Source organism: Azospirillum oleiclasticum (assembly GCF_013423485.1).
Taxonomy (GTDB): Bacteria; Pseudomonadota; Alphaproteobacteria; order Azospirillales; family Azospirillaceae; genus Azospirillum; species Azospirillum oleiclasticum.
In genome coordinates this window covers 66,454-87,626 of sequence record NZ_JABFFR010000013.1, presented here as the reverse complement: position 1 = coordinate 87,626, position 21,173 = coordinate 66,454, and the positions used below count along the sequence as shown (strand labels likewise).

The following is a 21,173-nucleotide window of genomic DNA, read 5'->3' as shown; positions in this document are numbered from 1 at the left end:
CCTTACCGACGGCGCCCGCGTCCACCCGACGGGGCGCCGTCGAGCGCCGACACGAGGTCGCCGAAGGCCGACAGGGTGCGCCGCTGGCCCTGCGGCTGGGACGCCGGGCGGGCGGCATCGCGCGGGGGCGCGGACCGCTTCACGGTGGCGCCGTGGCCGTGCTTCTGGGCAGGGGCGTGGCCTTCGCCGGGGCGGTGGCCGTGCCCGTGCGCGGCGGGCTCGCGAGGGGCCCGCTCGGCCCGCGGCTGGTCGCGGCGCTGGTCCGGCTTCGGGCCACGGCCGCGCGACGCGGCGGGCTGCTGCTGCGGGCGGGCCTTGGGCAGCTCGACCGGCACGATGGCGGCGCGCGGCGGGCGCTCGGTGACGACGGTCAGCGGGCGACGGGTCAGCTTCTCGATGTCGCGGAGGTAGGCGCGCTCCTCCGCCTCGTCACAGAAGGCGATCGCGACGCCGGACGCCCCGGCCCGCGCGGTGCGGCCGATGCGGTGCACGTAGCTCTCGGGAATGTTCGGCAGCTCGAAATTGACGACGTGCGACACGTTGTCGATGTCGATGCCGCGGGCCGCGATGTCGGTGGCGACCAGCACCCGGATCGTGCCGTTCTTGAAGGATTCCAGCGCCGCCTGACGGGCGTTCTGGGACTTGTTGCCGTGGATGGCGGCGGCGCCCATGCCGGCCTTCATCAGATGCTCGGCCACCTTGTTGGCGCCGTGCTTGGTGCGGGTGAACACCATCACCCGGTCCATCGCCGGATCGGCGGACAGCAGATCGACGAGGATCTGGCGCTTCTCGGCCGCCAGAACGTGCATGACACGCTGGTCGATGCGCTCCGCCGTGGTCGCCACGCGCGCCACCTCGACCCGCACGGGGTCGGACAGCAGACGGTTGGCGAGCTTGGTGATCTCGTCCGGCATGGTGGCGGAGAAGAACATGGTCTGGCGCTTCGCCGGCAGCTTGGCGACCACCTTCCGCACGTCATGGATGAAGCCCATGTCGAGCATGCGGTCGGCCTCGTCCAGGACGAAGATGGACAGCCCGTCCAGCTTCGCATGACCCTGGTTCATCAGGTCGAGCAGCCGGCCCGGCGTGGCGACGAGGATGTCGAGCCCGCGGCGGAGCGCGTCCACCTGCGGGTTCTGGCCGACACCGCCGAAGATCACCGTGTGCCGCAGCCCGAGGCCGGCGCCGTAATTGGCGATGCTCTCGCCGATCTGGATGGCGAGTTCGCGGGTCGGCGTCAGGATCAGCGTGCGGATGGTGCCCGGCCCCGCCTTGGCGCCACCCTCGGCCAGCCGTTGCAGGATGGGCAGGGTGAAGGCGGCGGTCTTGCCGGTGCCGGTCTGGGCGATGCCCAGCAGATCACGGCCCTGGAGGGCCGGCGGGATGGCGCTCGCCTGGATCGGCGTGGGGGTCGCATAGCCCTGGGCGGCGATGGCGGCCTGGATTTCGGGGCGGAGGGCGAGGTCGGAAAAGGCGGTCATGCTGTCCTTGATCACGCGCACCCCGCCCCGCCCGCGTCCTGCGGTGCGGCCCTGGCGGCCCGGCGCGCATGCCCTGTTCCGCGCGCGCCGGGAAGGGCCTAGTGGAAGGGAAAGCGTCTCGGAATGCAGCGTCGCCGGGCCCCCTTGGGGCCTCAGGCGCCGTTTCGCGCGATCACGACACGACACCGACGCCGCTCCGGGTTCGGACACAGCGCTGGTCGGACTCTGATATGACCGCGAAAGCCCGGCGGGTCAAGGACTTTGCCGCACCGCACCCGTTGACCCGGTGTGTGCGCCGCGGGCACACTCCGCGCCATGACGACGCCCGACATCCCCCTTTACATCGATGCCGACGCCTGCCCCGTGAAGGCGGAGGCCTACAAGGTGGCCGCACGCTATGGCCTGAAGGTCTGGCTGGTGTCCAACGCGCCACTGCGTCTGCCGACCGAATGCCGGGCCGAGCTGGTGGTGGTCGGCTCCGGCTTCGATGCGGCCGACGACTGGATCGCGGAGCGGGCCGCGGCCGGCTCCATCGTCGTCACCGCCGACATCCCGCTGGCCGACCGCTGCGTGAAGAAGGGCGCCGTGGTGATCGGGTCGACGGGCAGGCCCTTCACGTCGGACAGCATCGGCTCGGCGCTCGCCGGCCGCGCGCTGATGGCCGATCTGCGCGACATGGGGGTGGCATCCGGCGGTCCGCCGCCGCTGAGCCAGCGCGACCGCTCCCAATTCCTGCAGACACTGGACCAGGCGGTGCAGGCGCTGCGGCGCGGGCAGATGCCGCGCTGGCGGTAGGAAACGCGTCGCCCTTACCCGCCCATCCTTACCCCCAAGGTAATCGATTCCGTGCCGCAAGCGGCGCGATGGTGTCCCCGCCGGAAACATCCGTCCAACCGGGCGGGCCGACAGGGAAAGGGACACCGGGCATGAACCGCATCACCGAACCGGGCTTCATCCGCACCGACGACGGCGCCAGCCTGTTCTTCCGCGACTGGGCCCCTCAGCGCGGAGATGGCGGTCCCGTCGTCTTCGTGTCGAGCTGGTCGCTGCCCTCGGACAGCTGGGCCTACCAGATGCTGGCGCTGACGGAGGCCGGGCTGCGCTGCGTCGCCTACGACCGCCGCGGCCACGGCCGCTCCTCCGACACCGCGCTGCGGCCGGCCGACGGCGGCTGCGGCTTCGACCGGCTGGCCGACGACCTCGCCGCGGTGTTGGAGGCGCTGGATCTGCGGAACGTCACGCTGGTCGGCCATTCCATGGGACCGGGGGAGATCGTGCGCTACCTCACCCGCCACGGGACCCGGCGGGTGGCGCGGGTGGTGATGATCGGCACCATCACGCCCATGCTGGCCCGCGGCGACGACAACCCCGACGGCGTGCTGCCGGCCTACTTCGACCAGTTCCAGACCGAGCAGCTCGCCCGCGACTTCCCGAAATGGCTGGAGGACAACATCCGCCCCTTCGTCACGCCGGACACCTCGCCGTCGATGATGGAGTGGGTGAAGGCCATGGCGCTCCAGGCGTCGCTGCGCACGCTGCTGGACTGCCACCGAGCCATCGCCGCCGCCGACTTCCGGCAGGAGCTGCGGTCGATCACGGTGCCCGCGCTGATCATCCACGGCGACCAGGACGTCACCAGCCCCGTGGCGCTGGCGCACCGCACCGCGGCGCTGATGCCGGACGCCCGCCTGTCCATCTTCGAGGGTGCGCCGCACGGCCTGTTCCTCACCCACATGGACCGGTTGAACCGCGAGCTGCTGGACTTCGCGCGTGGATGCTAGTGTGCCGTCGCCTGGAGGGGAGGACCGATCATGATGCCGCACACCGCCACCCGCCCCGTCGGCGCGCTGCTGCGCGACTGGCGCCGGCGGCGGGGGTTGAGCCAGCTCGACCTCGCCTGCGAGGCCGACATCTCCGCACGCCACGTCAGCTTCGTGGAGACCGGGCGGGCGCAGCCCAGCCGCCCCATGCTGATCCATCTGGCCGAGCGGCTGGACGTGCCGCTGCGCGACCGCAACGCGCTGCTGCTGGCCGCCGGTTACGCCCCGGTCTACACCGAACACCGGCTGGACGACCCGGCGCTCCAGGCGGCGAAGCGGGCGGTGGAGCTGGTATTGACCGGGCACGAGCCGTTCCCGGCGCTGGCCGTGGACCGGCACTGGACGCTGGTCGCCGCCAACCGCGCCGTGGCCCCGCTGCTCGCCGGCGCCGACACGTCGCTTCTGCGCCCGCCGGTGAATGTGCTGCGCCTCAGCCTGCACCCGGCGGGGCTGGCCCCGCGCATCGCCAATCTGGGGCAGTGGCGGGAGCATGTGCTGCTGCGCCTGGCCCGCCAGATCGACGCCGGCGGCGACCCGGTGCTGGCGGCCTTGCGGGCGGAGCTGGCGGATTATCCCGTGCCGAAGGACGGCGACGGCACGGCGGCCGAGGACGGTGAGCATCCCGGGGTCGTGGTGCCGCTGCGGCTGCGCACCGACGCCGGGGAACTGGCCTTCCTCAGCACGACGACGGTGTTCGGCACGGCCGTCGATGTCACCCTGTCGGAGCTGGCGATCGAGGCCTTCTTTCCGGCCGACGCCGCCACGGCCGACGCGTTGCGGGCGGCGTTGCCGCCGCCCTGACGCGGATCAGGCCGCGCGGATGCCGGCGAGGAACCGCTCGACCTCGGTCTTCAGCAGCTCGGACTGGCGCGACAGCTCGCCGGCGGCGCCCAGAACCTGGGTGGCGGCGCTGCCGGTCTGGGTCGCTCCCTCGCTCACCGACACGATGTTGGCGCTGACCAGCCGGGTGCCGCGCGCCGCCTCCTGCACGTTGCGGGCGATCTCGCCGGTCGCGGCCCCCTGCTCCTCGATGGAGGAGGCGATGGCCGTCGCGATCTCGCTGATCGTGCCGATGGTCCCACCGATGCCGCCGATGGCCGCGGCGGCGCCGCTGGTGGCCGCCTGCATCGACGCGATCTGGCCGGCGATCTCCTCCGTCGCCTTGGCGGTCTGGGCGGCGAGGTTCTTGACCTCGCTCGCCACCACGGCGAAGCCCTTGCCGGCCTCGCCGGCGCGCGCCGCCTCGATCGTGGCGTTGAGTGCGAGGAGGTTGGTCTGGCTGGCGATGTCGGTGATGAGTTGCACCACGTCGCCGATGCGCTGCGCCTGCTCGACCAGCCCCTGGACGCGCTGGTTGGTCTGCTCCGCCTCGGCCACCGCCTGGCCGGCGATGCTGGTCGAGCGTGTCACCTGCCCGCCGATCTCGCCGATGGACGCGGTCAGCTCCTCGGTCGCGCTCGCCACCGTCTGCACGTTCATCGACGCCTGCTCGGCCGCCGCGGCGGTGTCGGCCGACTGGCCCTTGGTCTGCTCGGCGGTGTGGCGCATGCTCCCGGCGGTCGCCTCCAGCTCGGTCGCGGCCGACGAGACGGTGCGCAGGATGCCGGAGACGCCCTCGTCGAAACCGCGGACGAGACGCTCCACCTCCGCGGTGCGGCGCTGCCGGGCCTCCTGGTCGCGCGCCTGTTCGGCTTCCAGCCGTTCGCGCTCGACGGCGTTGCGCTTGAAGACTTCCACCGCCTTCGCCATGCCGCCGATCTCGTCGCCGCGGTCGGTGTCGGGAATGGCGGCGGCGGTGTCGCCGGTCGCCAGACGCGCCATGGTCCCGGTGATGCGCGCGATGGGCCGCGCGATGCCGTTGCGGGCCACCATCACGCTGATCAGCACGCCGCCGACCAGACCGCCCAGCCCGACGGCCAGCATCAGCGTGGTGATGAAGCGGTTGTACTCATCGAGATCGTCGTTGGCGTTGCGGATGCCGTCCATGTTCCGTTGGATCAGCGCCTCGATCGCCTTGCCGAGACTGGTGCGGTTGGCCCGTGATTCCGGCGTGTCGGCGAGCGCGCGGGCGTCATCGACCTTGCCCTCCGCGCCCAGCCGCGCAACCTCGTCGCGCTGGCGGATGAACTCGTGCGCGTCGGCGGCGATCGGCCGGAACTCGGCGCGGCCGGCCTCGGGCAGCAGCGCGAACCAGGCGTCCATCCGCCGGCCGATCTGCGCGGTCGAATCCCGCATGCTGTTGGCGAAGAGTTCGAGCTCCTTCGGCGTGCGGGCGGCGTAGAGGCCGCGGGTGTCCATGACGACCTTGAAGATCAACCCGTTGACCTGCTCTCCCAACAACGCGCGCTCGGACCGGTTCTGGATCTCGTCCACCTTCCGGTCATAGGTTTCCATACCAAGAAAACCGATCACGCCGACCGACACGGCAACCGCCGCCAGGATCGTCACGATCGCATAAATCTTCACACTGATGCTTGCGCGCGCCAGAACCCCGCCCATCTCTTCGCCCCCTTCGCTTCAAACGGATTACCCCGTCCGGCGAAGATACGTATACAAACGTTGGTTGAGGCAAGTGACCAATTGCGGCAGAGTGCTGCGCCGCACGCGGGTTGCCGGCCGCCGCTCCCCGATGCCGCAAAGGGAGCACCGGGGAAAGGCGGCGGGCGTCAGTGCGCCTCCAGCGGGGCCAGCGCCGCCAGCGCGTGCTTCTTGCGCTCGTCGAAGGTGGCGCCCAGCGCCTTGGCGCGCTTGTCGTCCAGCACCTCCCTGGCCTCCTCGAACAGCTCCTCCTCCTCCTCGTCCAGGTGGTGGCGCAGCAGCTCGCCCAGCACCTGGACCTTGGCCTTCCAGTTCTCGCCGCCCGGCTCCAGCGAGTTCAGCTCGTCGGCCAGGGTGTTGATCAGGTGGTGCTCGTTCACCCCCTCCTTCGCCTCGCTGCGGGCTTCCTTGGAGCCGGCCAGCGCGGCGTAGAAGACGGTCTCCTCGACCTTGGCGTGGGCCCACAGCTCGCGCTGCAGCTCGTCGTAGACGGCGCGCAGGTCGCCCTTGCCCTTCTCCGCCTTGTCCATGAGGGCGCGCAGGGTCTCGTGGTCCTTCAGGATGCGCTGGTAGATGTCCATGGGGTCGGAACTCCGCGGTGTCGTGCCGGTGTCGGCGTTCCGGAGAGGAACCCCGCCCGGACCCGCCGGTTCCCGCCCTCAGCCGGCGGCACCCCAAAGGTGGGGCAGCGCACCTCCGGCACCCTCGACGGGGTCGCGGTCGGGCACCGGCACGCGGGGGATGGATTCCAGCGCGCGGACGCGCTCGGTGGCTTCGCCGGTGTTCAGGTCCGGGGAACGCCCGCCGGGATAGGCGCCGACGACCAGCAGGTCGGGTGTGGCTTCCTCGTTCCGGTGGCCGACCCCGGCGGGGATGACCACCGCATCGCCCGCCTCCACCGTCACCGCCTCGCCGCCGTCGCCACCGAAACGCACGGTCACCCGCCCGCGGGCGATGCCCAGCACCTCGTGCGTGTTCGCATGGTAGTGGTGGTATGTGAAGATGCCGTCACGCCAGCCGTTGCTCCAGCCGTTGCGCGCGAAGCGCTCCTCGAAGGCGGCGGCGAGGTCGCCGTCCGCCGGCAGGGCACCGCGATAGAGGATCAGCGGGCGGTCGGGGTTGTTGGGGATCCGCCCGTCATCGTCGAACCGGTGGGTTTCCACGCGCATCGCCATCTTCTTCCTTTGACCGGGGCACGGCCCGCCCCTCGCGCTGTTGGGGCCCTTGTGAGCGACAACATCGCGACACCGGAGGCAATTCCATGAGCGTCAGTCTGAAACCCGTCGAGGACCAGGTCATCGTCATCACCGGTGCCACCAGCGGCATCGGCCTCACCACCGCGCACCGCGCCGCCCGCCGGGGCGCCAAGCTGGTGCTGGCCGCCCGCGACCGCGAGGCGCTGGAGCGCGTCGCGCTCGACATCCGCGAGCAGGGCGGCGACGCCGTCCATGTGGTGGCCGACGTGGCCGACGGGGAGGCGGTGGAGCAGATCGCGAACGCCGCGATCCGCAGTTGGGGTCATCTCGACAGCTGGGTGAACAACGCCGGCGTCTCCATCTACGCCCGGCTGGAGGACACCCCGATGGAGGACCACCGCCGCCTGTTCGAGACGAACTACTGGGGCGTGGTCAACGGCTCGCTGGTCGCGGCCAAGCACCTGCGCCGCCATGGCGGGGCCATCATCAATATCGGCAGCGTGCTGTCCGACCGGGCGATCCCGATCCAGGGCGCCTACTCCGCCACAAAGCACGCGGTCAAGGGCTTCACCAACGCGCTGCGCATGGAGCTGGAGATGGACGACGTCCCCGTCTCCGTCACCCTGATCAAGCCGGGCTCCATCGACACCATGTACGAGGAGCACGCCAAGAACCTGCTGCCGGAGGGGGCGGCCACCCTGCCGCCGCCGGTCTACGACCCGGAGCTGGTCGCCCGCGCCATCCTGCACGCGGCCGAGCATCCCGTGCGCGACCTCATCGTCGGCGGTGGCGGCAAGCTGATCTCGATGTCCGAGACCTGGGCGCCGCGCCTGACCGACTACATGATGGAGCGCAGCATGCGGCGGATGCAGACCGACCGCCGCCGCCGCCGCAGCTTCGACGACAGCCTGCACGCCCCTTCCCACGACGGGCAGGAGAGTCTCGGCCATCACGATTATGTCCGCCGAACCAGCCTCTACACCGAGGCGCAGTTGCACCCCTGGACGACCACGGCCCTGCTCGCCGGGCTCGGGGCCGCCGCCTGGCTGGCCTTCGGGCGCAGCAGCGGCCAGGACGGCGGGACCCGCGGCTCCATGCAGCGTCCCCGCCGCCGCTACATCGAAGAATACCCGGACCTGGAGGAGGGTGAGATCGGCCACAACGCCAAGCCCGCCGGTATCGCCGCGCGCGAGGGGCACGTGGTGTTCCCGGAATAGCGGACGCCGCTCAGCCCAGCAGCGTCGCCTGCAGGCTGATCTTGGTGCCGGCCAACGCCTTGGAAACGGGACAGTTGGCCTTGGCACCCTCCGCCTGCTGCTGGAAGCCGGCGTCGTCGATGCCGGGGACGGAGGCTTCGGTCACCAGCTCGATGCGGGTGATGGCGAAGCCGCCGCCGTCCGCCTCCAGATGCACGCTGGCGGTGGTGTGGATGCGCTCCGGCGTGAAACCCGCCTTGGTCAGCGCCGCCGACAGTGCCATGGAGAAGCAGCCGGCGTGGGCGGCGGCGATCAGCTCCTCCGGGTTGGTGCCCTGCCCGTTCTCGAAGCGGGACGGGAAGGAATAGGCACCCTCGTAGGCGCCGCTGCCCAGCTTCATGCGGCCGCCGCCCTCGCGCAGCGATCCCGTCCATTCCGCTTCCGACCGTCGCATCGGCATGACCATGCCTCCCTGTCGCGTTGATGATGCCGAACGAGATGGGGCGCCGGGCTCCCTCGGCCATCGTCCGTTCAGACAGCCCCGATGTGGGGCAGGGTCTGACGTTCGGCCGGTCGCAGGACACCGGCGGCAAGCAGCGGCTCGGTCTCCGCCGCCGGCAGGGGGCGGCCGAACAGATAACCCTGGGCGAGGTCGCACTTCATCTCGGACAGCAGGGCGAGCTGCCCCGGCGTCTCCACCCCCTCCGCCACGACCGAGAGGCCGAGGGCCGTCCCAAGCCCGATGACGGCCCGCGGAATCGACCGCGCCATGGGATCGGACTCCAGGTTCAGGATGAAGGAGCGGTCGATTTTCAGCGTGTCGATGGGAAAACGGTGCAGATAGCTGAGTGAGGAGTAGCCGGTGCCGAAATCGTCCAGCGCCACCAGCACGCCCCGCTGCTTCAGCGCGCGCAGCGTGGCGGCGGTGGAATCCAGGTTGTGGATCAGCACGCTCTCCGTCACCTCGATCTCCAGCTCCGGTCCTTTCAGCCCGTGCGTGTCGAGCGCGGCGAGGATCTGGCCGGGCAGGCGGCTGTCGCGGAACTGCACGCCCGAGATGTTCACCGCGACCGGCACCGACAGGCCGATCCGGCCCTGCCACTCCCGGATCTGCCGGCACACCTCGTTCAGCACCCATTCGCCGATCGGCAGGATCAGCCCGGACTCCTCCGCCACCGGCAGGAAGCGGCCGGGAAGCATCGCCCCGTTCTCGGGATGGCGCCAGCGGATCAGCGCTTCCAGCCCGGCGATGGTGCCGTCGGCGATGCGCACCTGCGGCTGATAGGTCAGGAAGAGCTGCCCCGATTCCAGCGCGTGGCGGAGGCTCGCCTCCACGTCCAGCCGCTCGCGCGAGCGGGTGCCCATCTCCGCCGTGACGAAGCGGTGGGTGTCCCGTCCGGCGTCCTTGGCGCTGTACATGGCGATGTCGGCGCAGCGGATCAGCCCCTCCGCGTCCTGCGCGTCGTCCGGAAAGAGGGCGATGCCGATGGACGGTGACAGCACGCAGGACTGGCCGTTCAGCATGACCGGCCGCCCGAGCTCGCGCCGCAGCGTCTCGGCCAACTCGCCGGCGTCCGCGGGATTGGAGCAACCGCCCGAGACAACCAGGAACTCGTCGCCCCCCAGCCGCCCGACGAAGTCGCCATCCGGCAGGGACAGGCGCAGCCGCTGCGCGATCGAGCGCAGGAACTCGTCGCCGAAGGAATGGCCGAGGCTGTCGTTGATGACCTTGAAGCGGTCGAGATCGATGAACAGGGCCGCCACCCGCGTCCGCTCGCGCCGCGCCCGCGCCAGCTCCTGGTTCAGCCGCTCGTACAGGAGCACCCGGTTGGGCAGCCCGGTGAGCGCGTCGTAATGGGCGAGGTAGTGCACATGCTGTTCGGCCCTTTTCCGCTCCCCGATGTCTTCCAGGAAGCACAGGACGAACAGGAAGTCCGTGCCGTCGTATACGGGCTGGACATGCAGGTTGAAGTGCCCGCGCCGCCCGTCGCGCAACAGGAGGTTGGCGGTCTCCAGGCTGCGGGGCTCCCCGGCCAGGGCATCCTCGATGGCCGTGGCGACGGCGCCGTCGCCCAGCCCGGCCCCGACATGGTAGCCGATGAGCTGCGGACGCGGCAGGCCCAGCATGCGGACCACCGCGTCGTTGCAATCGACGATCCGGCCGTCGGTCCCGATCAGCGCGATGCCGAGCGGCGATTGGGAAAAGAGCTGGTTCAGCTCGGTCTCCCGCCGCCGCAGCGATGCCGTCATCCGCCGGGCGAGCGCCATCGCCCGGCTGCGGTTGGTCGCCAGCCCCCAGACGATGAGGAACAGCAGCACGCTGATGGCGACACCCACGGCCAGCAGCACCGTCGGCCAGCCGCCGCGGACCGGCACCTCGAAGGGCGCGCGCGATTCGAAGCGCAGGGTCCACACACGGCCGCCGACCTTCAGCTCGCGTGTGGCGGTCAGCATCGGCGCGTCCGGCCGCTCGGGATGGCTGCGGAACACCGGGGCCGGCGTGCCGTCGTGCACGGCGACCGCCACATCGCCGGGCCAAAGCGCCAGCACCGTGGCGAACATCGGCTCCAGCCGGATCGGGCTGAGCACAACCCCCTGGAAGGCGCCGCGCCGCTCGTCCACCGTGCGCGGGGTCGCGTTGAACCGGTAGACGGGGGCGAACATGATGAAGGCGGGTTGCGGCCGGCTGGTCTCGTCGATCTTCAGCGTGATGGTTCCGGTGACGGTGGTCGTCCCGCTGTCGCGCGCCGCCTCGACCGCGCGCCGGCGCACCGGCTCCGACATCAGATCGAAGCCCAGCGCCCGCAAATTCATGCCGTTGACCGGGGCGGCGTAGAGATTGATCACGCGCAGCCCGCCCTCCGCCTGGGCCGGCCAGATGCGGAAGCCGTCGATGCCGTCCGCCCGCGCCTCCGCCACGAGCCGGTCCGAATCCCGATCCGTGACCGCCGCGGCGAAGGCGACCGCCGGCACACCGGGGAACCGCGCCTCGAGGTCGAGGTCGCCGACGAAGCTGGTCCAGGCATCCCGCCCCGCTTCGGGAACGGCGCGCAGCAGGCCGCTGGCCGAATTCAGCAGATGGGCATAGATCGACAATCGATCATTGATCTGATCATGGATTTCGGACACCCTGCGGGCGAAACGCTCGTCAGCCGCCGCACGCACCTCGCGCGATGCATTCAGCCACACCAATCCCGTCAGCGACAACGCGACCAGCAAGACAACCCAGGCGAGCCGGGTGTCGGCCCGTTCGGTGGTCGTCGCCGGCGAGTTCGCGTCGAGGGAGTCGCGCCAGAACATGGTTCCACCGGCATCGGAACCGGCGGCCTCCCCTGAAGCCACACCCCGCCGTGCCCGACTGTCACATTAGTCGACGACCCCACTCGCGGAAAGGGATAATGACGGCGCGGCAACGCGCCCCCGGATGGTCAGAATTCCTCCAGAATTTTCGGACTCGAAACCAGAAGCTTCTCGATCATCTGAAGAATTTCTTCGATCTTGCAGCGGGTTGCGTCGAGCTCGTCGGCCATCTTGTCGTCGATGCCGGCCTCGAACAGCAGCGTGTCGAAGTACTGCAGGGCCTCCTGGAACGACTGCCGCTCGGACACCAGAAGATCGAAGGCGCCGAGCGACGAGGTCAAAGCGATCGGCGGATTGCCGATGAATTGGTGGCTGATGTCGGTGAAGATCGCCAGCGAGGTCAGTTTCTGCCGCAGCACCCACTGCGCGAAATTGGGAGGAAGATGCTGTTTCGCGCCCTCCAGCCGCTCCTGGATCGAAAAGATCAATCCGGAAATCTCATGATGTTTGTTACGGATTTCGCGGAATTGGGGAAAGGTCTTCGGTGTCCCGGCGCCACGCAGGCGACCCAGCGCCGCCACGTCGCCCTGCAGCTTCCGCGCCATCTGGATCACGACCTCGACCACACTGGGCATGGCCGCACCCCTTCACCCATCGATCCTCACCGTCGATTATCGCATCCTTCCCGGTCTTGTGGAGCGTCAAATCCACACAACCCCACGATAAGTCGGGAAATCGATGCAATACTGCACCGCCCACCGCCCACCGCCCACCGCCCATCGAGGAAGTTCCGGCATGTCGCTGATCGCCTATCCACTTTCGGGCCGCACACCGCGCATCCGGCCGGCGCGCACGACCCGCGACTGGATCGACGGGCTGCCCGACCAGTTCGCCTACCGCTGCCTGCCGCTGCACATCGCCAACCAGTTCGGGTGGGAGGTGCTGAGCCCCTGCCGGGTGCGGGCGCGGTGGGACGGTGGCCCGGATTTGGGCGCCATCGCCGTGGAGGCGGAGGGGGCGGACACCCATCTGGCCCCGGCCAGCCACTTCGGCCACGGCATCATGACCTTCCATGTCGGCGCGCTGTTCCGCACGGATCCCGGCATAAACCTGTTCGTCACCGGCCCGCTGAACGACCCCAAGGATGGAGTGGCGCCGCTGTCGGGCATCGTCGAGACGGACTGGTCGCCCTATCCCTTCACCATGAACTGGAAATTCACCACCGCCGGCATGGACGTGACATGGGAGGAGAACGAGCCCATCGCCCTGCTCTTCCCCGTCCAGCGCGGCCAGATGGAGGCCATGGAGCCGGAGTTCCGCGATATCGACAGTGACCCGGACCTGGCCGCCCGCTACCGCAGCTGGGCGTCGTCCCGCGGGCAGTTCAACAAGGACCTCGCGGACCCCGCCTCCACGGCCGCCAGGGAACGCTGGCAGAAGGGCTATTTCCGCGGCGTCAACCCCGACGGCACCCCCGGCTGCCCCGGCCACCAGACCAAGCTTCGCCCCAAGCCCTTCGTCGACGGCGGGGAGTGACACCGGCCCGCCGAGTCAGGTGCCGGTCCGTCGCTCCGCACCGTCGCTGAGCGCGTTCTCCGCCATCCGCCGCACGGCGGGATAATCCGCCTTGCCGGAGCCCAGCGTCGGGATGCTGTCCACCCACAGGACCGTCTTCGGCACCATCAGCTCGGGCATGCCGCGCTCGCGGGCAAAGGCGGCAAGCTCGTCGCGCCCGGCCCCGGCGCGGGTGGTCAGCAGCACGACGCGCTCGCCCTTGCGGGTGTCGGGCAGGCCCAGCGCCACATGCGACTCGTCCGCCCAGAGCTGCCCGGCCAGCGCCTCCACCGCCGCCAGCGAGACCATCTCGCCGGCGATCTTGGCGAAGCGCTTGAAGCGGCCGACGATGCGGACATAGCCGTCGCCGTCCACAGCGACGATGTCGCCGGTCTCGTGCCAGCCGGCGGCCGGCGGGCGCAGCACGCCGGGCTCCTCCGGCAAGTAATAGCCGTGCATGACGTTGGGGCCGCTCACCGCCAGCCGGCCGCCGTCGGTGATCCCCTCCACCGGCTCCAGCCGGTGCGCGATGCCGGGCAGGAAACGGCCGACGGTGCCCGGCCGGCTGTGGGTCGGGGTGTTGACCGCCAGCACCGGCGCCGTCTCGGTCGCCCCGTAGCCTTCCAGGATCTCCACGCCGAAGCGCTCGCGGTAGAGCCGGCGGGTGCCGTCGCGCACCGGCTCCGCCCCCACGACGGCGTAGCGCACGCTGGAAAGCTGCCCGTCCGACGCGGCGCGGCCGTAACCGGCCAGGAAGGTGTCGGTGGCGAACAGCAGCGTGGCCTTGTCGTCGGCCACCAGCTCGGCGACCGCGCGGTAATGCAGCGGGCTGGGGTAGAGGCAGACCGGCACCCCGTGCAGCAGCGGAAACAGCATCCCCGCGGTCAGGCCGAAGCTGTGGAACAGCGGCAGCGGGTCGACCGCCCGGTCCTGCGGCACCAGCTCCACGACAGCCCCGACCTGCCCGACGTTGGCGAGGATGTTGGCGTGGCTCAGCACCACCCCCTTGGGCGCCCCTTCCGAGCCGGAGGTGAAGAGCAGCACGGCGGGGCTGTCCGCCGGCGCCGTGCGCCCGCGCAGCAGCCACGGGACGCGCGACACGGCGAGGCCCCACAGCTTGTCCAAAGGCCCGACCTGCTTGCGCAGATCCTCCAGATAGACCAGCCGCGCCTCGGCCCCCAGCGCCTCGGCGATGCGGTCGAGGCGGCCCAGCGCGATGAAGCGGCGCGAGGTCACGATGGTGCCGATACGCCCGGTGCGGCAGGCCGACACCAGCGTCTCCGCCCCCATGCTGTAGTTCAGCATGGCCGGCACCCGGCCGAAGGCGTGCAGCCCAAAGATGGTGAGGGCGGCCGCGTTGGCGTTGGGCAGCAGCACCCCGACCACCTCCCCGCGCGCGGCGGTGCGGGCGAGCGCGCGGCCCAGCGCCACGCTGCCCAGCACCAGCCGGCCGAAGCCCATGGGGTGGCGCTCGGCGTCTTCCAGGATCGGGGTGTCGTGGCCGAAGCGGCGGCGGGCGTCGAGCAGCGCGTCGAACACGCTGCGGTCGAGGTCGAAGGCGGCGAAGGCCGTGGCGGCCAGCGCGTCGTACACCCCCTCCGCCAACGCCACCCGGCGCGCCCGGCCACGCGCCTCGGCAGGCGCGGACAGGCGCCGCGGCGTGCCGACGGTCAGCGCGATCTTCGGGAACCGCCGCGTTCCCGGCCAGCGCACCAGGGCGTGCGGCGTGGCGCCGCTGCCGTCGATGTGCAGCGGCAGGACCGGCACCCCGGCCGCCCCGGCGATCAGGGCGGCCGGGCCGTACACCGCCGCCACCCCGTCCAGGTCGGGCCGGTCGCCGGTCAGCACCAGACAGCAGCGCCCGGCGCGCGCCGCCCGCACCGCGGCGCGCAGTCCCCCCACCCGCTCGAAACGGTCCAGCGCCCGGCGCGCCCAGCCCGGCGCCCCCTCGTCCGGACGGCCGAGGATCACCGGCGGTTCGGGCAGGGCGGAGGCGATCAGCAGCGCGTCGATGGTCGAACGCCGCGTGGCGACCACCACGCAGCCGCCCACCCCGCGCGCAGCCTCGATCCCGCGCACCTCCACCCGATGGAGCAGCCGCAGCAGCGCCGCAACGATCCCACCCGCCATGCCCGCCCCCATCTCCGCGCACGCCGTCCGGCGCCCCTCCCCCGAGGGGCGCGCCCGGCTCGTCAAGGGCGGGACGGTATCACACCGCCGCCCCGCGCCGTCAGGCGAAGTTCAGCATGCGGCCGAGGCCGAGCCGCGCCGCCTTCTCCAGCATGGCGTGGCCGAGTGCTATGTCGCTGAGGCTGAGGCCACGGTGCCAGAACAGGATGGTCTCCTCGTCGCTCTCGCGGCCGGGCTTCAGCCCGGCGACGATCTGGCCGAGTTCGGCGTGGAGGTTCTCCTCCGTCACCTTGCCCTCGTCCACGTGGCGGCGCAGCGCGCCGTAGGGCAGACCCTTGCGGCACTGACCCCAGTCGTCCACAACCACCTTGTCCATGATGTCGGTGAGCGACAGCTCCACCGCACTCATGGTGCCGTAGGGCACGACGAAAGCGGCCGGCTTGATCCATTCCGTCCGCAGCATCGGCGTGGGCTCCGGCAGACGGGAGGCTTCGACCACGATGTCGGCGCCGCGCACGCAGCTTTCCCAGTCGTCGGTCGCCACGACCGGCTTGCCAAGATCGCGCGACAGCCGCTCGGCGAAGCCGTTGCGGCTCTCCGGCCGGCGGGAATGCACGCGGATCTCGTCGAAGTCGAAGAGGTGGTCGAGCAGCCGCACGTTCCAATAGGCGGTGCCCCGCGCCCCGATATGGCCCAGCACGCGGCTGTTCTTTCGGGCCAGATGCTTGGCACCCAGCGCGGTCATGGCGCCGGTGCGCATCTCGGTGATGCCGGTGGCGTCGATGATGGCGCGCAGCGCCCCCGTCTCCGGATCGAAGAGGTTGAGGATCGCCAGTTCCGACGGCAGGCCGCGCTTGTAGTTGTCGACGAAGTCGCCGACCACCTTCACGCCCGCGAAGCCCATCGGCTTCACATAGCCGCGCAGCACGTTGAAATGCCCTTTGGCGGAGCTTTCCGGCACCAGATGCACGCGCGGCTCGATCACCGTCTGCCCGTTGCCCTGGGCGTGCAGCCCGGCCTCGACCGCCGCCAGGATCTCGTCGTCGGTGAGCGCCAGGGCCTCGACGTCGGCCCGGTTCAGGAAGGTGAAGTCGATCGGATCCATGCCCTGCCCCTTTTCCTCAGCGTCCCAGCATCGGCAGGTTCAGCCCCTGCTCGCGGGCGCAGTCCTTGGCGATGTCGTAGCCGGCGTCGGCGTGGCGCATCACGCCGGTGGCGGGGTCGTTGGTCAGCACCCGCTCCAGCCGCCGGGCGGCGGCCTCGGTCCCGTCGGCGACGACGACCATGCCGGCGTGCTGGCTGTAGCCCATGCCGACGCCGCCGCCATGGTGCAGGCTGACCCAGGTCGCCCCCGACGCGCAGTTCAGCAGCGCGTTGAGCAGCGGCCAGTCGGACACCGCGTCGGAGCCGTCCATCATCCCTTCCGTCTCGCGGTTGGGGCTGGCGACGGAGCCGCTGTCGAGATGGTCGCGGCCGATGACGACGGGGGCCTTCAGCTCGCCCCGCGCCACCATCTCGTTGAAGGCGAGGCCGAGCCGCGCCCGCTGCCCCAGCCCGACCCAGCAGATGCGGGCGGGAAGGCCCTGGAAGGCGATGCGCTCGCGCGCCATGTCCAGCCAGTTGTGCAGGTGCGGGTCGTCGGGGATCAGCTCCTTGACGCGCTGGTCGGTGCGGAAGATGTCCTCCGGGTCGCCGGAGAGCGCGGCCCAGCGGAACGGCCCGATGCCGCGGCAGAAGAGCGGGCGGATGTAGGCGGGGACGAAGCCGGGGAAGTCGAAGGCGTCGGCGACTCCCTCGTCCTTCGCCATCTGGCGGATGTTGTTGCCGTAATCCAGCGTCGGCACGCCCATGCGGTGGAAATCCAGCATGGCGCGGACATGCGCGGCCATGGACAGCTTGGCCGCCTTCACCACCCGCTCCGGGTCGCTCAGGCGCAGGGCCTCGGCCTCGGCGAGCGTCCAGCCGGCCGGCAGATAGCCGTTCAGCGGGTCGTGGGCGCTGGTCTGGTCGGTGACCGCATCCGGGCGGAAGGACGGGTCCGCCTTGGCGCGGCGCACCAGCTCGGGGAAGACCTCCGCCGCGTTGCCGAGCAGCCCGACGGACACCGCCCGCCCCTGCGCCTTCGCCTCGCCGATGATCGCCATCGCTTCGTCCAGCGTGGCCGCCTTGCGGTCGAGGTAGCGGGTCTCCAGCCGCCGCTCGATGCTGCGGGCGGAGCATTCCACCGCCAGCATGGAGGCGCCGGCCATGGTGGCGGCCAGCGGCTGCGCCCCGCCCATGCCGCCCAAGCCCCCGGTCAGGATCCAGCGGCCCTTCAGGTCGCCACCGTAATGGCGCCGCCCGACCTCCGCGAAGGTCTCGTAGGTGCCCTGCACGATGCCCTGGCTGCCGATGTAGATCCAGGAGCCGGCCGTCATCTGGCCGTACATCATCAGCCCCTTGGCGTCGAGCTCACGGAAATGCTCCCAGGTCGCCCAGGCCGGCACGAGGTTGGAGTTGGCGATCAGCACGCGCGGCGCGTCGGCGTGGGTGCGGAAGACACCGACCGGCTTGCCGGACTGCACCAGCAGCGTCTCGTCGTCGCCCAGCGCGCGCAGCGCGTCGACGATGGCGTCGAAGCAGGCCCAGTTGCGCGCGGCGCGGCCGATGCCGCCATAGACCACCAGCTCGTCCGGGTTCTCCGCCACGTCGGGGTCGAGGTTGTTCATCAGCATCCGCAAGGGGGCCTCGGTCAGCCACGAGCGCGCCGACAGCGCCGTGCCGTGCGGCGCGCGGATGATCCTGCGGTTGTCCACCGTTCCCGATCCCATTCCAGCCCCCCTAGGCTTGTATAGACAAGTAAGGTTCTACCCCCATCCGATGCCGATGACCAGCCCGATTTTCCGCCGGGTCACGCCAAGGCACGCACGGTCATTCGTTTGAATACGAGATGTTTACATAAGGAAAACCATGGCTCTTCCACCCACAGACACAAGATTTCAAAACTCAAATATTCGGATATGCGGACACGTGCGGCAATATTTCCACCGTGCGTTCGTAATGAACTCATGGATTGATCGTGAATGCTGCGGATATCCTCTTTCCGGACATCCGCGATCGGAAGATTCTTCGTTCGCTATCGAACAACAGCGACCACCCAAGAAGGTGCGACATGCGATTCCGTTCGGCTCTCCTGGCCCTGGCGGCCGGCGCCCTGGCCCTGGCGGCGCCCGCCGCCAGGGCCGCTTTCCCCGAAAAGCCCGTCACCCTGGTCGTCCCCTTCGGCACCGGCGGCGGCACCGACATCCTGGCGCGGGCCATCGCCCCCTTCATCGCGAAGAACCTCGGCGACGGCGCCAAGGTGGAGGTGGTGAACAAGCCCGGCGCCGGCGGGGAGATCGGCTTCTCGGTGATCGCCGACGCCCCGGCGGACGGTTACACCATCGGCTTCATCAACTCGCCGCCGGTCATCACCATCCCGATCGAGCGGCAGGCGCGCTTCTCCTTCGACCGCATCGACCCCCTGGTCAATCTGGTGGACGACCCCGGCGCCTTCGCCGTGCTGGCCGACAGCCCCTTCAAGTCGCTGGCCGACCTCGCCGCCCACGCCAGGGCCAACCCGAACACGGTCGCGGTCGGCACGTCCGGCGCCGGGTCCGACGACCACATCGGTCTGCTGCTGTTCCAGCGCCAGGCCGGGGTGCAGCTCATCCATGTCCCGTTCCCCGGCGGCGGACCGAATCAGAAGGCGCTGCTGGGCAAGGGGATCGCCGTCAGCTCGGTGAATGTCGGCGAGGCGATGCAGCACCTGAAGACGGACGCGATGCGCATCCTGGGGCAGATGAGCGCGACCCGCCTGGAGCCGGCGACATCGGTTCCGACCTTCAAGGAGCAGGGATTCGACATCGTGCTGTCGGCGCTGCGCGGCATCGGCGCCCCCAAGGGGCTGCCCGCCGACGTCCGCGCCAAGCTGGTGGACGCCATCCTGAAGGCGGTCGAGGAGCCCGAATTCAAGCACAAGGCGGCGGAGACCTACCAGCCGCTGCGCGTGCTGCCGCCCGACGCCTACGCCGCCGAGCTGGCGCGGGCGACGGTGGAGTTCCAGCGGCTGTGGAAGGACGCCCCCTGGCTGAAGTGAGCCCCCGCACCCGTCATTGCCGCCCATCCGCAAGGGTCCCCACATGTTTCTCGACCACATCCGCATTCCCAGGAAGCTGGGGATCCCCACCGCCACGGCGGTGCTGGCCATCGTCGCGATCGCGGTCCTCGGCGGCATCGCCATCCGCATGCAGTCCGACCTGCTCGACAGCCTGTTCAACCGCTCGCTGGCGCGAGAGGCGGAGGTGCAAGGGCTGACCGACACGTTGGCGCTCGCCCATGGCGGGCTGTACCGCGCCATGGTGCTGAAATCCGCCAACGCCCCCGACAGCGCGGTGGACGAGGAGGTGAAGGCGCTGAACGGGTTGCTGCGCTCGCTGAACGAGCGGCTGGTCCGGCTGCGCGACACACCGGACCTCGATGACCATGAACGGGCGCTGGCCGGCAAGATGGCGGCGGACGCCGCCTCCTACCAGGCGACGGTCGGCAGCTTCCTCGGCCTGCTCAAGATGGGGGTGGACCCGCTCGACTTCCTGAAGGCGCTGCAGGCCGGCTACGACGGGGTGAACGGCGGCGCGCGGGAGTATCTGAACCTCCAGCGTGACGAGGCGACGGCACGCTACCGCACGGTCAACGCCTCGGTCGGCGTCATCACCGACGGCTTCTACACGCTGGCGGTGCTGGCGCTGCTGGTCACGATGGGCGTGGCCCTGCTGGTCGGGCGCAACATCACGCGGCCCGTCGGGCTGCTGACCGCGGCGATGGACTGGCTGGCGACCGGACATCTGGACGGCGAGATCCCCGGCGCCGACCGCCGGGACGAGATCGGCTCCATGGCCCGCGCGGTCCAGGTCTTCAAGGAGAACGCCCAGCGCGTGCGCACACTGGCCGAGGAGCAGGAGGCCTTCCGCGCCAAGTCCGAGCGCGACCAGCGCGCGGTGCTGGCCAAGCTGGCCGCCGACCTGGAGGCGTCGGTCAAGAAGACCATGGGCGAGGTCATCCGCTCCGCCGCATCCATGCGGGAGGAGGCCAACGGCATGCTGGAGAACGCCCGCCAGACCAGCCACCACAGCGACACCGTCGCCCACGCCGTGCAGGAGGCGACGACGGAGGTGGAGAGCGTGGCGTCGGGGGCGGAGCAGCTCCGCTCCTCCATCGACGAGATCACCCGCTCCATCGCCCGCTCCACCGGGCTCGCCCGTGGTGCCGTGGAGGAGGCCGGCCGCACCGACGAGATCGTCAAGGGCCTGTCGGAGGCCAGCCGCAAGATCGAGGAGGTGGTCGGGCTGATCAACAACATCGCCGGTCAGACCAACCTGCTGGCGTTGAACGCCACCATCGAGGCCGCCCGCGCCGGCGAGGCCGGCAAGGGCTTCGCGGTCGTGGCGTCGGAGGTCAAGAGCCTCGCCAACCAGACGGCGAAGGCGACCGAGGAGATCGGCTCGGAGATCGCCGCGGTGCAGGCCGCCACCGCCGCCGCGGTGAACGCCATCCGCAGCATCGCCACCACCATCCGCGAGGTGGACGGCTCGCTCGGCACCGTCGCCGCCGCGGTGGAGGAGCAGGACGCCGCCACCCGCGAGATCAGCGAGCGCTCCCAGCGCGCCGCCGCCGACACCATGGCGGTGCTCCAGGAGATGCGCCTCGTCCAGGAGGCGGCGGAGACCACCGGCCGGGCTGCCGGCAGCGTGCAGACCACGGCGGCCACCCTGTCCGACAACTTCACCAGCCTGGACCGCGAGATCGAGGGGTTCACCCGCCGCATCACCGCCGCCTGACGGTTCCGCCGGGCTTTCCTTCCGGTCAAGGAACCAGCGCCGCGGGCCGGGGTTTCCCAGCCGGCCCGCGCGCCGATCGCCCGGCGCCCGTCACTGGGGAAGT

The 21,173-nt window shown here is 70.6% G+C and carries 17 protein-coding genes; 7 read left to right on the top strand and 10 right to left on the bottom strand.

What is annotated here, in order from left to right; translation table 11 throughout:
• Positions 1 to 2 precede the first annotated feature (2 nt).
• Positions 3 to 1,481, bottom strand: a complete 1,479-nt coding sequence (locus HL658_RS16160) for a DEAD/DEAH box helicase (protein ID WP_180283435.1) — start codon at positions 1,479 to 1,481, stop codon at positions 3 to 5.
• Between the two features lie 330 nt (positions 1,482 to 1,811).
• Between HL658_RS16160 and HL658_RS16155 the strand changes: the two genes are divergently transcribed.
• The 3 genes from HL658_RS16155 (at position 1,812) to HL658_RS16145 (ending at position 4,102) form a co-directional block, all read left to right on the top strand.
• Complete coding sequence (locus HL658_RS16155; RefSeq protein WP_343055152.1) at positions 1,812 to 2,276, top strand: YaiI/YqxD family protein; 465 nt, start codon at positions 1,812 to 1,814, stop codon at positions 2,274 to 2,276.
• Positions 2,277 to 2,407: 131 nt separating this feature from the next.
• A complete protein-coding gene (locus tag HL658_RS16150) occupies positions 2,408 to 3,262 on the top strand; it encodes an alpha/beta fold hydrolase (protein WP_180283343.1) in 855 nt (284 codons plus the stop codon).
• Positions 3,263 to 3,292: 30 nt separating this feature from the next.
• Complete coding sequence (locus HL658_RS16145) at positions 3,293 to 4,102, top strand: helix-turn-helix domain-containing protein (protein WP_246337635.1); 810 nt, start codon at positions 3,293 to 3,295, stop codon at positions 4,100 to 4,102.
• A 6-nt stretch (positions 4,103 to 4,108) separates the two neighbouring features.
• Here the strand turns inward: HL658_RS16145 and HL658_RS16140 are convergent, their stop codons facing one another.
• The 3 genes from HL658_RS16140 to HL658_RS16130 all read right to left on the bottom strand — a co-directional run bounded on the left by HL658_RS16140 (position 4,109) and on the right by HL658_RS16130 (position 7,008).
• Positions 4,109 to 5,800, bottom strand: a complete 1,692-nt coding sequence (locus HL658_RS16140; RefSeq protein WP_180283342.1) for a methyl-accepting chemotaxis protein — start codon at positions 5,798 to 5,800, stop codon at positions 4,109 to 4,111.
• Between the two features lie 167 nt (positions 5,801 to 5,967).
• On the bottom strand, positions 5,968 to 6,420 hold the full coding sequence (locus HL658_RS16135) for a hemerythrin domain-containing protein (protein WP_180283341.1): 453 nt from the start codon (positions 6,418 to 6,420) through the stop codon (positions 5,968 to 5,970).
• Between the two features lie 78 nt (positions 6,421 to 6,498).
• Positions 6,499 to 7,008, bottom strand: coding sequence for a cupin domain-containing protein (locus tag HL658_RS16130; protein WP_180283340.1), 510 nt, complete (start codon positions 7,006 to 7,008; stop codon positions 6,499 to 6,501).
• 92 nt (positions 7,009 to 7,100) lie between these two features.
• On the opposite strand from HL658_RS16130, the gene HL658_RS16125 reads away from it, so the two are divergent.
• A complete protein-coding gene (locus HL658_RS16125) occupies positions 7,101 to 8,252 on the top strand; it encodes an SDR family oxidoreductase (RefSeq protein WP_180283339.1) in 1,152 nt (383 codons plus the stop codon).
• Between the two features lie 10 nt (positions 8,253 to 8,262).
• Here the strand turns inward: HL658_RS16125 and HL658_RS16120 are convergent, their stop codons facing one another.
• From HL658_RS16120 to HL658_RS16110, 3 genes are all read right to left on the bottom strand, one after another.
• Positions 8,263 to 8,691, bottom strand: coding sequence for an OsmC family protein (locus tag HL658_RS16120; protein ID WP_180283338.1), 429 nt, complete (start codon positions 8,689 to 8,691; stop codon positions 8,263 to 8,265).
• Between the two features lie 71 nt (positions 8,692 to 8,762).
• A complete protein-coding gene (locus tag HL658_RS16115) occupies positions 8,763 to 11,531 on the bottom strand; it encodes a bifunctional diguanylate cyclase/phosphodiesterase (RefSeq protein ID WP_180283337.1) in 2,769 nt (922 codons plus the stop codon).
• A gap of 128 nt (positions 11,532 to 11,659) precedes the next feature.
• On the bottom strand, positions 11,660 to 12,166 hold the full coding sequence (locus tag HL658_RS16110) for a hypothetical protein (RefSeq protein WP_180283336.1): 507 nt from the start codon (positions 12,164 to 12,166) through the stop codon (positions 11,660 to 11,662).
• A gap of 160 nt (positions 12,167 to 12,326) precedes the next feature.
• Between HL658_RS16110 and HL658_RS16105 the strand changes: the two genes are divergently transcribed.
• Positions 12,327 to 13,067, top strand: coding sequence for a DUF6065 family protein (locus HL658_RS16105; protein ID WP_180283335.1), 741 nt, complete (start codon positions 12,327 to 12,329; stop codon positions 13,065 to 13,067).
• 15 nt (positions 13,068 to 13,082) lie between these two features.
• Here HL658_RS16105 and HL658_RS16100 read toward each other — a convergent pair whose 3' ends face one another.
• The 3 genes from HL658_RS16100 to hutU all read right to left on the bottom strand — a co-directional run bounded on the left by HL658_RS16100 (position 13,083) and on the right by hutU (position 18,025).
• On the bottom strand, positions 13,083 to 15,215 hold the full coding sequence (locus HL658_RS16100) for an AMP-binding protein (protein ID WP_180283334.1): 2,133 nt from the start codon (positions 15,213 to 15,215) through the stop codon (positions 13,083 to 13,085).
• Positions 15,216 to 15,315: 100 nt separating this feature from the next.
• Positions 15,316 to 16,320 carry an ornithine cyclodeaminase family protein gene (locus HL658_RS16095; protein ID WP_180283333.1) on the bottom strand — a complete coding sequence of 335 codons (1,005 nt, stop codon included), beginning with the start codon at positions 16,318 to 16,320 and terminating at the stop codon, positions 15,316 to 15,318.
• A gap of 16 nt (positions 16,321 to 16,336) precedes the next feature.
• On the bottom strand, positions 16,337 to 18,025 hold the full coding sequence (hutU, locus tag HL658_RS16090; protein WP_180283332.1) for a urocanate hydratase: 1,689 nt from the start codon (positions 18,023 to 18,025) through the stop codon (positions 16,337 to 16,339).
• A gap of 341 nt (positions 18,026 to 18,366) precedes the next feature.
• On the opposite strand from hutU, the gene HL658_RS16085 reads away from it, so the two are divergent.
• A complete protein-coding gene (locus HL658_RS16085) occupies positions 18,367 to 19,332 on the top strand; it encodes a tripartite tricarboxylate transporter substrate binding protein (protein ID WP_180283331.1) in 966 nt (321 codons plus the stop codon).
• A gap of 43 nt (positions 19,333 to 19,375) precedes the next feature.
• Positions 19,376 to 21,070 carry a methyl-accepting chemotaxis protein gene (locus tag HL658_RS16080; RefSeq protein ID WP_180283330.1) on the top strand — a complete coding sequence of 565 codons (1,695 nt, stop codon included), beginning with the start codon at positions 19,376 to 19,378 and terminating at the stop codon, positions 21,068 to 21,070.
• Positions 21,071 to 21,173 lie beyond the last annotated feature (103 nt).